This window comes from Streptomyces sp. NPDC037126 (genome assembly GCF_055605965.1).
This window is the reverse complement of record NZ_JBVJTD010000033.1, coordinates 26950-40360: the sequence shown is the minus strand read 5'-3', so window position 1 is coordinate 40360 and position 13411 is coordinate 26950. Positions and strand designations below refer to the sequence as shown.

Annotated in this window: 10 protein-coding genes; 4 read left to right on the top strand and 6 right to left on the bottom strand. The window is 68.3% G+C overall.

Annotated elements, in window-relative coordinates; genetic code table 11:
• Positions 1-5: 5 nt before the first annotated feature.
• Entirely contained in the window at positions 6-419 is a 414-nt protein-coding gene (locus ACZ7FF_RS40060) for a DUF4345 domain-containing protein (protein ID WP_470819036.1), read from the bottom strand.
• Positions 420-509: 90 nt separating this feature from the next.
• Here ACZ7FF_RS40060 and ACZ7FF_RS40055 point away from each other — a divergent pair, with 90 nt between their 5' ends.
• Positions 510-1139 carry a TetR/AcrR family transcriptional regulator gene (locus ACZ7FF_RS40055; protein WP_470819034.1) on the top strand — a complete coding sequence of 210 codons (630 nt, stop codon included), beginning with the start codon at positions 510-512 and terminating at the stop codon, positions 1137-1139.
• A gap of 278 nt (positions 1140-1417) precedes the next feature.
• On the opposite strand, the gene ACZ7FF_RS40050 is transcribed toward ACZ7FF_RS40055, so the two are convergent.
• The 4 genes from ACZ7FF_RS40050 to ACZ7FF_RS40035 are packed head-to-tail and all read right to left on the bottom strand — an operon-like array spanning position 1418 to position 7609.
• Positions 1418-1702, bottom strand: coding sequence for a hypothetical protein (locus tag ACZ7FF_RS40050; protein WP_470819032.1), 285 nt, complete (start codon positions 1700-1702; stop codon positions 1418-1420).
• Positions 1702-6405: a putative T7SS-secreted protein gene (locus ACZ7FF_RS40045; RefSeq protein ID WP_470819031.1), complete on the bottom strand. Its 4704-nt coding sequence runs from the start codon at positions 6403-6405 to the stop codon at positions 1702-1704. Before ACZ7FF_RS40045 ends, ACZ7FF_RS40050 begins: the two co-directional genes overlap by 1 nt.
• Complete coding sequence (locus ACZ7FF_RS40040; RefSeq protein WP_470819029.1) at positions 6405-7055, bottom strand: hypothetical protein; 651 nt, start codon at positions 7053-7055, stop codon at positions 6405-6407. The genes ACZ7FF_RS40045 and ACZ7FF_RS40040 overlap by 1 nt, the downstream gene beginning before the upstream one ends.
• Positions 7055-7609 (bottom strand): SseB family protein, encoded by a 555-nt coding sequence (locus tag ACZ7FF_RS40035; RefSeq protein WP_470819028.1) that lies wholly within the window; start codon positions 7607-7609, stop codon positions 7055-7057. Before ACZ7FF_RS40035 ends, ACZ7FF_RS40040 begins: the two co-directional genes overlap by 1 nt.
• Positions 7610-8450: 841 nt before the next feature.
• Between ACZ7FF_RS40035 and ACZ7FF_RS40030 the strand changes: the two genes are divergently transcribed.
• The 3 genes from ACZ7FF_RS40030 to ACZ7FF_RS40020 all read left to right on the top strand — a co-directional run bounded on the left by ACZ7FF_RS40030 (position 8451) and on the right by ACZ7FF_RS40020 (position 11377).
• Positions 8451-9293, top strand: coding sequence for an NmrA/HSCARG family protein (locus ACZ7FF_RS40030; RefSeq protein ID WP_470819026.1), 843 nt, complete (start codon positions 8451-8453; stop codon positions 9291-9293).
• A 13-nt stretch (positions 9294-9306) separates the two neighbouring features.
• A complete protein-coding gene (locus ACZ7FF_RS40025) occupies positions 9307-9564 on the top strand; it encodes an AraC family transcriptional regulator (RefSeq protein ID WP_470819025.1) in 258 nt (85 codons plus the stop codon).
• Between the two features lie 607 nt (positions 9565-10171).
• A complete protein-coding gene (locus ACZ7FF_RS40020) occupies positions 10172-11377 on the top strand; it encodes an acyl-CoA dehydrogenase family protein (RefSeq protein WP_470819024.1) in 1206 nt (401 codons plus the stop codon).
• A gap of 513 nt (positions 11378-11890) precedes the next feature.
• Here ACZ7FF_RS40020 and ACZ7FF_RS40015 read toward each other — a convergent pair.
• The gene (locus ACZ7FF_RS40015) at positions 11891-12553 is read right to left on the bottom strand and encodes a peptidylprolyl isomerase (protein WP_470819022.1); all 663 of its coding nucleotides are present in this window, start codon (positions 12551-12553) and stop codon (positions 11891-11893) included.
• Positions 12554-13411: the final 858 nt, after the last annotated feature.

Here is a 13411-nt window from a genome sequence, read left to right as displayed (position 1 = left end):
GCGCGTCATTGCCCCCCGGCCGCGGTCTCCATGTCCCTGCGCGGGGTGCGCTCGTCCGCGTCGGCCAGCCAGAAGTAGACCGGTGGCAGGGCGAGTTCGATTACCGCCAGCACGATCTGGAACCACTGCGGCCAGCCGTGCACGGCGAGCGAGAGCAGCCGGCCCATACCGCCCAGCAGGAAAACGCCGGCCAGCCACCGCACCGCCCGAGCCGGAACAGGCCGCTGCCGCGCGGCCCACAGCCATGCCAGCCCGTAGCCGACAAAGCTGGCTCCCATGAACCGGCCCCAGCTGTCGACCGTGGCGCCGGCAGAACCGGCTCCGGGGATCGCCGCGTTGCCGAGGATCACGTGATACAGCCCGATCGCCACGCACGACCATCCCATCAGCTGTGTGAGTGTGCGCAGAGTTCTCGCCATGGTCCCTCCGGGCTGTCTCGGCCGAGCCTAGTTGACGTGTGTCTACTAGACTGGATGCGCTAGTAGACACATGTCAAGTAGGCTTAGTCCGTGCCTCCCCGCCGACGACTCAGCCCCGACGACCGCCGCGCCCAGCTCCTCACCGTCGGAGCGCGGCTCTTCGCCGCACGCCCGTACGACGACGTGCTGATGGAGGAGGTCGCCGAGGAGGCCGGCGTCTCGCGAGCCCTGCTCTACCGTCACTTCCCCAGCAAGCACGCCCTCTTCGCGGCCGTCTACCAGCAGGCGGCGGACCGGCTGCTCGCCGAGACCCGGCTCGACTCCGCCGACTCCTTGGTGGAGCAGCTGATCCAGGGCATGGAGGTCCATCTCGACTACTTCGTGGCGAACCGCCATGCCGTCCTCGCCGCGAACCGGGTCCTCGCGGGCGATCCCGTGATCCAAGCGATCATGACGAACGAGCTGGACGCACTCCGCACGCGACTGCTGACCGTACTCCCCCTCGCGGACGAGGGCGCCCGTGCGGCCGTGTCCGGCGTCCTGAAAAGCTGGCTGGTGTTCGTCCAGGTCCTCTGCGTCGACTGGCTCACCCACGAGACCTGCACCCGCACCCAGTTGCGCGACGTCTGCATCGGCGCAGTTCTCGGCGCTCTCCGGCCGCTGCTCGCGGAGGACCCCGCCCCCGACTGGCCGCCGCAGCGCCCCAGCACGGGCGCGTAGGGTCCGCCGTACGAAGAGGGCGGGCGCCCTGGACCTCGCGCAGGCCGGCACCCTGAGGCCGGGCAGCTGGGGCATTCAGGGCGACACTGCCCCCGATCCTGGGCAGTCCGCCCGAGCAAGCCAGTGAGGGCAGCGTCGGCACCAACGGACAAGATCCCATTTAGCTGGTTGACCGCGAATGCCGCCTAAATCTTCTCCAAAAACTGGGGACCGCGAGGGCTGACAAGCAGAACCCCAAACGAAAGGTACGACCGAGCCGTCTCGGTCGATGGGTACTCCTACCACCAGTTGAAGGGATCCCCCGCTTCCGACAGTTCCTGCAGGCTCACAAATCGGCATTCGCCGGTTGTGTTGTGCACCGAGATGCAGGGAGGCCCGTAAACGAGGTACTTGTCGTCTCTGGTGGTGAGGTATTTGACGGACTGGTAACTGAAGTAGAAGAAGTCTCCCTTCGCCGCCTTGTGGCTGTCCTCTTCGAACAGCGCAACCTCGTTGTCCCAGCCGGCAGAAACATTCCGGAGAAATTCGGCCGCCAGCAGCTCCGCTTGCTGCATCGTGTACATCAGTTCACCCTCATCAACTTGAATGCCTTGTACAGTGCGGGGTTGACGAATCCGGATTGGACGTCAACGAAAAGTACCCGTCCCTGGTGGTTCACGATGTTGAACACGTGCCCCGGCTGGTTCGGGATCGGAGATTCTCCCGCGACTATGCCGCGAGCACCATCCCCAGAATTTCGGATATGGTCGACCATGTCCCAGAGGTTGGTGTCCTTGAAGTTGCCCCCGAACACACTCTCCAGTCGATCAAGGGACTGTGCGCCACCCATGTATCCGGGCACGGGATTTATTCCCTCGCCACGCATATACCGCTCAAATGCCTCGCCGACGTAGGTGCAGTTCATGTTCCCGCCCTCCGGGTTGAACTGCTTGGCCAATTCGGAAAGGTTGGGTGACTCGTACGGCTTCGGCGGGATCGGTGACTTCTGCGGAGCAAGTCCAAGGGGGTCGCAGGAAACCGAAGGGCGGTCGACGTATCCGACGGGGTTGGCCGCCGGGGTGAGTCCGAGGGGGTCCTGGCTGACGTACTGGCCGACTTCGGAGTCGTAATATCTCAGATAGTTGTAGTTCAGGCCCGTCTCGGGATCGAAATACTGGCCTGGAAAACGGAGCGGTGTGTAGGCGTGGCCCCGCACCGACCAGGACAGCTTTCCCCAGTTCGTGGCGCGGGCTTGCCAGGCGATCTCGCCGGACTCGTCGATCAGCTCGCAGGGAGATCCCGAGAGGTCGTTCACGATGGCGAAGAACCGGGCGTCGACCTCTTCCTGCGAGGCCGTGGCCATGGTTTTGCGTTCGCTCTGGGCAACCGCTTCGGCGCCGTTGAGATGCCACGTCAGGGTCACCGAGTCGGCCGAGGAACCCCAGTTCGTCGTCTGTTCGCACAGCGAGACGCCGTCCCAGCTGAAGTCCACCTGCTCCAGCACGTCGACGCCGTTCTCGGCGATGCGCTGCTTGCTGACGCGTCGGCCCAGGGCGTCGTACTGGTAACCCCACACCGAGCCGTCCGGGGTGATGACCTGGGTGAGCCGGTCCTCCGCGTCCCAGCTGTACCGCCACGTGTCCGGTTTACGGGAGAGCCGGATCTTCTGGCGGAGTACCACACGTCCGGCAGCGTCGTGCTCGTAGCGGATCCGGCCGGCACGCACGAGGTCGGCGCCCCGGTAGGCGCGCTCGCCGCACCCCTCGTCCCCGAATTGACGCCCGGGCCACTCCGCCGACACCTGGTTGCCGAGCGCGTCGTACGAGTAGGCCTCCGCCCAGCCCTCTCCGCTGACCCGGGTGGTCCTTCCTGCCAGGTCCAGTTCGTACCGACGAAGGCCGTTCAGTTGGTCATCGACCTTGGTCAGACTGCCGTCCGCACGATATTCGTAGGTCCTCGACTGGATACGCCCACGGGTGTGGTCCACCGCTTGGGAGATCAGCCGGTTCATTTCGTCGAACGACCTTGAGATGCTCAGGGCTTCGTCGAACCGGCGGCTGACTTCGCGGCCGACCCCGTCGTACTCCATGGCGATGACACGACCGTCGGCCGTGAGCCGGTAGGGCTTGCCGGTGGCATCGTATTCCCAGGCGCTCACGGCGCCCGACGGCGTCGTGCGGCTGGTCAGTTTGCCGAACTCGTCGTACCGGTAGGTCACTTCCCGGCGGTTGACCTGCTCGGAGATCAGGCGCCCGTGCCGGTCACGCAGCAGGTTCAGAGTCGTACGGTCATTGCCGGCCTGAGCGATCTGATCGGTGAAGTCGTAGGTGTACGACATCACCTCCCCGTCGACGTCCTTGCGTACGACTTGGCCCAACTCGTTGTGCTCGAAGGAGATGACCTGCCCGAGCGCATTCGTACGCGAGATCAACTCACCGGCCGCGTTGTAGGAATAACGACTGACACGGCCGCCGAAGTCGGTTTCCGTGATCGGTCGCCCCACCACGTCGTATTCATAGGTCCAGGTCAGCCCATGAGGATTGATCACTCGGGTCAGGCGGAGTTCCTTGTCGTACTCGAACTCGTAGCGAGAACCATCGGGCTCGATGCGTGCAGTCAGCAGATCGAACTGCTGGTGCTCGAAACGGGTCACTCCGCCGATCGTGTCCGTGTGCGTGAGGCAGTTGCCCTCGCCGTCGTAGGTCCACGTCTCCTCGGTCCCGTCCGGATTTCGTCGTCGAGTGATTTTCCCCTCGACCGACCATTCCATCTCACCGGTCGCGCCCGTGGGGTCAGTGATGGATATGACGCGGCCGAGGGCATCTCGCTCGTAGCGCATGACGCCGCCCGTGTGGTCACGTATCTCGACAGGCAGACCGGCCGCATCACAGCGTATGTCGGTCACCCGGCCGTACTGATCACACAGCGTGCGAAGGTGCCCGGACGCGTCGTAGGTGAAAGAGGTTCCACCGCCTGCCGAATCGGCGACCGATGTCCGGTTCCCGCGGTCGTCGAACTCCTGGCGGACTGTGCTCCCGTCAGGGCGCACCACACGGGTGAGCAGTCCGCGGGCGTCGTAGGACAGTGTCGTTCGCCTGCCGTCCGGACGGACGATTTCCGTCGGGTTCCCCAGGTCGTCGTACTGGTAGGACGTCGTGCGGCCGACGGCGTCGGTCTCGGACAGGAGGCGGTTGAATCGGTCGTGGGTGAAGCGGCGGACGTGTCCTTCCGGATCCTGGATGGCGACGACCTGGTGCAGGTCGTTGACGACGTACTGACGTACGGCGCCCTCGCCGTTGACCGCCGTCGTGGACCGGAGCCCGGTGTCCGGATCTCTGTCGCCGTAGGACAGCCGGAGGCTCATGTGCCCCTCGGTACCGCCCTGCGCGATGCACCGGTCCCTGTCGTCGTACTCGTACGTGTACGCGTGTCCCTTGGTGTCCGTCCACGACGTGACACGGCGGGCCTCGTCGTAACCGAACCGGAGGGGCAGCGCTGACGAGTTCCTGACCTCGGCGAGGTTCCCATCCGTGTACCCGTACCGGATCAGCTGGAGATCGGACCCGTCCTTGGCACCGCCGACCAGACACACGCCGGTGACCAGGCCGTCGGCACTGTCGATCCGCAGGCGGTACCCGCCGCTGTGGACGATGGCCGAGGGAACTCCCGCCTCGTCGTACTCGAAGACGGTCCAGTTGCCGTTGCTGTCGTCGATCTGCACCAGCTCGGCGAGCTCTTCGTCGCGCTCGGTGAAATGCCACACCCGCCGAGTCTGCGGATCGGTGACGGTGTAGCCGTCCGCCCCCCGGCTCAAGGGCCAACGTGGGCCGTGCGTCGGCATGACGGGCAGGCCGGGTGCGGGATGCGGATAGAAGAGCCGCATCCCGTCCTCGTTCAGGAAGTCGATGCCTGCCGATCTGATGTCCAGTCGCTGATCGACCGTGCTCGCCCACGACGGACCGAACCGGCGGCCGTGTGTGTAGCCCGACTCCACCCGCCGCTTGAAGGCGAACTCCAGCGCACCGGGGAGCGTCACGTCGGTCTGGGCCAGATACATCTTGCCGGTGGCGAGATTGATCGGGTCCGTTCCCGCGGACTCCACATCGCCCGGAGCCTGGCTCTCGGCCGCCCCAGGTGCGATTTCCCCCTCGGCGGCGGCAGCCTCCGCGCCGTCGGCGGCGAGCACTCCCTCGTCCGCGACGGCTCCGGCCCCGTCCGTCGCCACGGCCAGGACGGCCTGGGGAGCCAGTTCCCCCAAGAAGTTGCCCGGGTCCGACGAGAACGACTTCCAGGCCGACTGGAGGGCGCGGTCGGGATGCGTGGCCATGCTGACCACTCCCCCGAGCAACTGCACCTTGTTCTGCAGGAAGGCGGCCGGATGCGTCAGGTTGTAGGGGTCCATGGGGTCGAGGCTGCGGACGAAGTTCACAATGCCCGCCGTCCCCTTGACGAGGCCGCCGAAGAAATGCGCCCCGTCGATGGAGTCGGCTGCCAGGAGATCCATGCCGTCCAGCTTCAACTGCTGGACGGCCGACGGCTCCTTCGGCGCATGCTGCAGCGCAGCCTTCAGCTTGGTCTCCGTCTCGCCGGCGATCTTGTTCCGCTGCCGCCGGGCCGCGTCGAGGATGCCCTGCGCCTCCTGCATCGCATGCTCGCCGGGATCCTTCTCCGAAGGACGCGGCCCGGGATCGTCGCTGCCCGCTTCGACCTTGAGGTTGTACGACTCGACCGTCTTGCGGTGCGCATCGGAGGCGGACTTGCCCTGCTTGTACAGGCGGATCGCTTCACGCGCCTGGCCCTGGGCCCATTCGACGGTGTCGGCCAGGCCGTTCAGCGCCGTGGCCGCCCCCTGGCAGGCCTCTGCGGCCTGCAGCCACTTGGTGGGATGCAGGGCGAACTTCTCGCGGAAAGTGTCCGCGGCCTTGCCGTTCCAGCCGCCCGAGTCGACGGCCCTCATTCCCACGCCGACCTCTTCGAAGGCCGTGGCGAACACCAGCAGGTGCTTGGCCTTCTCACGGATCGTCGACGGCTTGCCGTGGATCAGATCGGCCGGTTCGACGTCGGGCCCGAGCTGCCGTTCGGCCACGTGCGCACCGAGATAGGAGGCGGCCCTGTCTCCGCCGTGCCGCACCTTCTGGGCCACGCCGTGCGCGCCGACCTCGTCGAGTGCGTCGCCGGTGAGGTCGGCTCCCTCGTCGACGACCTCTCCCGTCACGCGCTTGGCGTGGTCGAAGAGGTTCTTGCCCCCGCTCAGGAGCTCGCCGCCGTACTTACCCCAGCTCGACATCAGCCCTGCTCCTGCTGCTGCGGGCCGAACGTCGCATCCACCGCGGCGTTGTACTGGTCCTGGTCCATCCCGGCGAGAGTGGGCGCGACCTCCACGCCCGGCACCGTCTCCGCTGTCGCCAGGTCACGTCCCATCCCCTTGAGGGACTGTTCCGAGGCGTTGAGACCGTCCCGGAAGGACTTCTCGCTGTAGTCCGGATGCAGCCAGCCGGGCGTGGCCAACTGGCCCCAGCTCTGCTGGTCGATCTGCTGCTCGGAGGCGTAGGGGTTGCCCGTCACGGAGTTCAGGCCGACCTTGAGCGAGTTCTTCACGGTCTGGTCCGTCTTGTACATCGTCCCCGCCGCGAGGCCGACCGCCGACGCGAACGCGTTCCCCTCGTCGATCAGGGCTCTCACGCCCCATTCCCACCGCTCGCAGAACGAGTGGAAAACGGCCCCGACGGTCTCGTCGCCGACGGTCATACCGTCCATCTCCAGATCGGTGAAACCGCGCCCCGTGCCCGACCGGCCCGCGTCGTCGACAAGCCCCAGCTTGCCCAACTCGCCAAGGGCCTTGTCGATCCCGTCGGCGATCAGCGCCAGTCCGACGACCCGCAGATCGGGAGTGGCACCGGCGCTCGCCCCGCCGCCGCCACCGGCAATCGCCTCCATTACCGCCCTTCCTCTCCGGCCGCACGATGTTCGGCCCCGTTCACCGCGACCGCCTCCGGCACCACTCCGTCCACCGGCGGCAGCACCAGTCCGTGTGCACCGTCCGCCGCGTTCACCAGCACGCCGCACGGTTCCCCCGCCTCGGCCACCGCCGGTACGGCCGCGTCGAGCAGAGCGGCACCCCACACGGCCCGGTACCGCCATCCCGGTCCGTCGTCTCCTCGGGCCACCGCGTACCGCGCCAACGCTGCCTCACTGGTGAATGCCAGGATCCAGCGCACTCCGCCCATGCCCACCGTCAACGGGGCTTCCTCGGCGTCCGGGCCGGGCGACGTGCCCACCGGCACCAGCACCCTTGCCCGCCGGAACTCGCCCAGTTGCGCACGGAATCGATGCTGACGCGCCCGCACCTGTACGGCCTCCTCGTCAGGGGCGGGTTCGACGTGAGGCGGGACGGGCTCCCGGCCGGCAGAGGTGCCGGCATCCGCCGGTGCGGTGTCGACCGAGGCGCCGGCGATGTTCCCCTCCGGCTCCTCGCCACTGGCACGGATCACCGTTTGATCGGCGATATCGGCCAAGCGCGACCGGGGCGACGACGGCATTGCACCGCCGGCTGCCGGGTCGCTGGGATCGCAGTGCCGCTCCGTCCGCCGCACGCCCCCGGTGCCGCCGTGCGTGCCCGGCGTCTCTCCTGCCTCGTCCACCATCGACTTCCTGTCGCGGGGCAGCTGTTGACCCCATGCACCGAACACACTCCGACGTGATCATAAGGTGCGCTCAACCGTCGCAACGACTCCGCTGCCGGGGACGGTTGAAGGAACACTCAAGGCTGACGAGCACTTGACCCCGGAGCTACCTGAGGGTGGGCACTCGCCACCCGGACCAGGGGCGAGGCACGGGGCGTGCTCCAGTTCGACGGTGAAGCGGGCCGCTGCCAGCCAGACGCGGGCGGAGCGGTCGAGCTCCGCCGGCAGCAGGCGGCCGGACACGTCGCGTGAGCGGTCCGCCGACGCCGCCGTAGAGCTCGACCAGGAGGCCACCGGCCGACGCCGGCCCCGACCGGCCCGGTCGCCACACGTCGGCATCCGCGTCGCCGGGCAGGGACAGCACGCCCCCCACACAGTTTGCCCCACACGATCAGCGCCAGTGGGAGTACCCGGCATTCGGGCCGCTCAGGAATCCCACCAGGTCGGCGTTCCCGACCTCGCCGCTCCTGCGTCGGCTGACCAACACTCTGCGAACACAGAGGTGCATCGGTGGGCATTGTGCCGAGCGTTCAGGTGCTTACGATCGGGCGGCCGCGCGGCTGCGTCTCCCGTCCGCGAGGGATGGCTACGGTGGGACCGTTTGCGTTGATCGACTGCCATGCCTGGTCGCTGGGAAGGACGTTCTGCGATGGTCGATGGGCCGATTCTGGTACTGGGAGCAACCGGCGGGCAGGGCGGCGCCGTGACCGCCGCGCTACTGGGCCGCCATGTCCGGCTCCGGGCTCTGGTGCGTGACCCTCTGCGGGAAGCCGCACGGGAATTGGCTGGCCGAGGCGTCGAAGTGGTGGCCGGATCCCTGAGCGATCGCGCGTCGCTCGCCGCGGCGATGAGCGGGGTAGCGGGCGTCTTCGCCGTGACCACTCCCTTCGAAGCCGGTGTGGAGGCGGAGGTGGCTCAGGGACGGGCGATTCTGGCGGCCGCCCGGGAAAAAGAAGTGCCCCATCTCGTGTTCAGCTCGGTGGCGGGTGCCGACCAGAACAGCGGCGTACCCCATTTCGACAGCAAGGCGCGGATCGAAGCCGAGCTGACCGCCGGGGAAGTGCCCTATACGATCCTTGGGCCCACGTATTTCTTCGACAACACCCTGGGAGGTTCGGAGCGCATCCTCAACGGCGTTCTCGATCTACCGCTTCCTCCCGACCGGCCCTTGCAGCAACTGGCCCGCCCCGACCTCGGTACGTTCGCGGCGGAAGTCCTGCTCAACCCCGCCGCCTATGTCGGGCGACGTATCGAGCTGGCCAGCGACGCGCCCACTCCCGCCCAGATGGCGAGCACGCTCGGTGCGGTCCTGGGACGGGAAGTCCGCCACGAGTACGTACCGCTGACTGAGGTCAGCAATCCGGATATGCATGCGATGTGGACCTTCCTGAACGGGCCCGGCTATCGCGTGGACATTCCCGCACTGCACGACGCCCATCCGGAAATTCCGTGGACCGGATTCGGGGACTGGGCGCGCCGCGCGTTCGCATAGGGGACGAAACTCGGTGCCTCGCACGTCGACTGGGGTCGGAAAGTCCGGATCACCGGCGCGAGCCCGGCGCAGCACCGCCAACGCGAGCTGCGGCAGGTGCTCCGCCCGGGCTCTGCGCAGCCCGACGACGGCATCGTCCGCCGACACCGCAATCGCGGACGTCGCCGACGCGTGCGGCTTCGCCGACCAGAGCCACCTCACCCGTACGATGCGCCGCCACCTCGGCCTGCCCCCCCAGCACCCTGCGTACGCACCGCCTTTCGAAGCCTGATCTGCTCCCTTCGCTCTTCGGAGCGCACCTCATGCGTGAGCGATGCGCCATCGCCGCGCTGCGCGTAGCAGGCGTCGAGCATCGCGCCTAGGCGGCCTGTAGTGCGGTGTGCGGGCGGGGCGCGGCGGCATCGGGGGGACGGACGGTCGGGTGAGGTGGCGGGTCATGAGCGTGATCGCGGCGGAGCGAGTATCGCTTTGGAGCGGTCGGGCCGGGTCTCGTGGTCGCGGAAGGTTCCGGCGTGCGTCCAGCAGCCACGCCGACGCCCCGCACAGGACCGTCGGCCGACGACATCCGCATCTGGTGTGCCGCCACCCGCGCCGAGGGCCAGGCTCAGGAGCTACCTCGGCGGATCGCCGTCGGTGCGGTGTGGTCGGCCCGCAGCCGCCGGCCGCCCATCCGGACAGACAGCGGTGAGTTGCGCTGACACGCCGGTCGCCGTTCGGGGCTGCGCGCTCCTGGACGCACGTGCAGGACGTTCTTCGGGGTGGGTCGTTCTCAGCCGAGCCGCAGTCGCCCTGTGCGGCGCCTCCCGTCGTACGGGTACGGTGCCGGGAGGGGCCGCCGGCCTCTTGCCGGGCGGTTCACGTGCGAAGGAGTACCTCTCATGACGATGGGCGCCGCGGAACCTGCCCCGGACATGGAGCAGGCCACGCTGCCCGGACGGGCCGCATCCTTGGTCGAGTTGCTCCGGCGCAATGCCGCCCGCACCGAACAGGACCGCTGTGTTGCAGCGGAGAACATCGCGGCACTCGATGAGGCCGGCCTGTTCAGCCTCACCGTTCCCCAACGGCTCGGCGGCCACCAGGAACGCATCCGCACGCTGGTCGAAGTGGGTTCCGAACTCGGCCGCGGCTGCGGATCGACTGCCTGGACCACCAGCTTGATCAACATCTCGGGCTGGCTCATCGGCCTCTATCCCCAACGTGCGCAGCACGAGGTCTACGCCCAGGATCCCGGCACCCGTGCCTGTGCGGTCCTGCCACCCCACGGGACCGGCAGGACAGCCGACGCAGGCACCATCGTCACCGGACGGTGGGGCTCCGCCTCCGGCTGCCTCCACGCCCGATGGGCGCTGCTCGGCACGACGCTCACGGGCGAGCGCGGCGACCGCCTGGACCAAGGACTGGCCCTGGTCCCGATGGACCAGCTGACGATCGAGGACACCTGGCACGTCGCCGGGATGCGCGGCACCGGCAGCAACACCCTCATCGCCGACGGCGTCTTCGTCCCGGCCCACCGCATCCTGTCGGTGACGCACGCGCTCCAGGGCACTTATCCGACCGAGTTCAAGGACGAGACCCTGTACCGCGCGGCGTTCGTCCCCACGCTCGCCCTGTCGCTCGCCGGCCCACTGCTGGGCCTGGCCCGCGGCGCGATGGAGCTCGTGCTGGCCTCCCTCGCCACGGGCCGGGGCATTTCGCATACGCACTACGCACAGGCACGCGAGGCACCCTCCACCCAGATGCAGCTCGCCGAGGCGGCATCCTTGATCGACACCGCCACCCTGCACCTGATGCGTGCCGCGGACGATGCCGACAGCTGGGCGGCGAGTGGTCACTACATGCCCGTGGTCAACCGCACCCGGGCGCGCATGGACATCGGCACAGTCGCCCGCTGCTCACGAGACGCTCTGGACCTGCTGCTGAACGTCCAGGGGGCCCGGAGCTTCGCCGACGAGAGTCCGCTGCAGCGCATCTGGCGGGATCTGGAGACCGGCACGCGGCATGCCATGGTCAACCCCGCCATCGCCACCGAGATGTACGGCCGGGCCCTGCTCGGTATCGAGGACCAGATCACGCCGCTGATCTGAACGGGCAACGCCTGAGGACGCCCGGACGCGTCCTCGACGCTACCCAGGACCAGACTTGAGCGCCAGGTCTACGACCTGCTGTTCGAGGGTGGTGATCCGGGCCTGGAACTGCTCGGTGCCGTCGGCACACCGATACCGGATTCGGCCAGACCTGGTCGCCCAGGGCCTCGCTGAGGCGGGCTTCGAGGCGGCGAACCTGCGAAGCGATGCGGGCAGTGCGGGCGTCAGCGGCCACCAGGTCGGCTTGCATGGAGGCACGACTCACGGCCGGGCCCCGCCCACCGGGGACGGTGGGCGGTTCGACAGACTGCGCGTGGATCTGGCCGAGCAGGACCGGATGGCACCTCAAGTCGGCTGCAACGCCTCGCCTGGATCAGCCTACTTACCACCCATCAGGTAGTCGCCGTGGAATTCCCGCCCCGCTGGACGACCTCGTCCGCAGGCTTGTACGACGTCGAGCGTGACCGGGGCGGACGACGCTTCCGGCAGCGACAGGGCTGGGGCAGGACCGTACTACCTGCTCTTGATCTGTACGCGCTTGATGTTCACCGGCAGCGTCGGGAAGCCGTCTCCCGGCCCGTTCTGGTCGTCCTCGCCGCCCGCCGCGATCTTCTGGAGCACGTCGAGGCCCGCGGTGACTTTGCCGAACGGCGTGTAGGCGGGCGAGAGTTTGGTGTCCTTCCAGACGAAGAAGAACTGGCTTCCATTGGTGTTGGGCCCGGCTTTGGCCATCGCCACCGTCCCGGCAGGATAAGTCGCCCCGGTCAAGTTCTCGTCGGGGAAGGAGTAACCAGGTCCGCCGCTCCCGGTGCCGGTCGGGTCGCCGCACTGGAGCACGTAGATGCGCGCGGTGGTGAGCCGGTGGCAGTGCGAGCGATCGAAGTAGTCGCGCTGGGCGAGGAACTTGAAGGAGTACGTGGTGCAGGGCGCCTTGTCGGTCAGTGCCCGGAAGGTGATCGCACCCTGGCCGGTGCGCAGCGTCGCGCTGTACGGCTTGGCGGCCTTCACCGCGTCGAAGACCGGTATCCCCTTGAAGTTGTCTGCGGGAACGGCCGGCGTGTACGTGCAGGCCGCCGACGGCGCGGCAGGGGGTGGGGTGTCGGCCGCGGCCTGCGTCGCACCGCCGCAGAGGAGCAGGGCGGAGGCGGCGAGCAGGACGCTTGGCTTACGGAGCACGAGACGGTTCCCTTCGGGTCAGCGTCGCACGGGTTGTCATGGCCGCCTCATCCTGCCCACCCCGCCGCACAGGTGAAACCCTGCTCCGGGCACCGTCGACATGGGCGGGCGGTCACTGGGGCCGGGCCCGGCGGGTGCGTACTATGCGTCAGCTCGGACTGGTGGTCGCTGTGGCTGACGTCGGAGCGGGTCGTGTCGCTGGTTCACTCCTTCTACCTGCGCTCGACGGGCGACTCTTCTGCGGAGGCCCATCGGTTCGCCCGTGAGTACGGCATCGCTTGCAAGGGCACCGCCACGGCCGCGGCTGGCGGGTCGGTTGGAGGAGCACCCGTCGTGCTGGCCGTGTCCCGTCGGCCCGTCGCCGTAGCCGGCGGCACCCGCAGCCGCCCCGCGACGTGCGCTTACAGGTTCAGCGTCTCCAGTTCCGCCCGGGTACGCCGCCGCCCAGGGCGCACCGACAGAGGCCGCCTGCGCCGTCCCTGCCGCACCTGAACAGTGCCCCTGTCGATCCGGGCCTGCGGGTGCGGCCGGCGACCAGTCACGGTCACGCGCGTGACAAGGGACGGCGAGGACCTCGTCCGTCCGGAGACCTCACCGCGGGCCTGCGGGGCCGGTCGGTGCTCCCCGCGGTCCCCGGACTGGCAGCCGGGCACGCGGCGTATGCGCTCCTGGCCGTCGCAGGCCCGGCGATGATGATGGCGAGCGTGCCAGCCCTGCTCACCGCACTCACACCGTCGCCGGTGCGGGTCACCTACTGTGGCTCGGCTGGAGGGTGCTGCGCCGCCCGTGCCGGCGGCCTCCCGGAAAGCCGTGGGCACTTCCCGCACGCGGATCATGCTCAAGGATGCCGGGATCAGC

Excerpts from the sequence above, each read along its gene's own strand:
- ACZ7FF_RS40060 (WP_470819036.1), bottom strand. The coding sequence starts at position 419 with ATGGCGAGAACTCTGCGCACACTCACACAGCTGATGGGATGGTCGTGC.
- ACZ7FF_RS40050 (WP_470819032.1), bottom strand. The coding sequence starts at position 1,702 with ATGTACACGATGCAGCAAGCGGAGCTGCTGGCGGCCGAATTTCTCCGG.
- ACZ7FF_RS40045 (WP_470819031.1), bottom strand. The coding sequence starts at position 6,405 with ATGTCGAGCTGGGGTAAGTACGGCGGCGAGCTCCTGAGCGGGGGCAAG.
- ACZ7FF_RS40040 (WP_470819029.1), bottom strand. The coding sequence starts at position 7,055 with ATGGAGGCGATTGCCGGTGGCGGCGGCGGGGCGAGCGCCGGTGCCACT.
- ACZ7FF_RS40030 (WP_470819026.1), top strand. The coding sequence starts at position 8,451 with ATGGTCGATGGGCCGATTCTGGTACTGGGAGCAACCGGCGGGCAGGGC.
- ACZ7FF_RS40020 (WP_470819024.1), top strand. The coding sequence starts at position 10,172 with ATGACGATGGGCGCCGCGGAACCTGCCCCGGACATGGAGCAGGCCACG.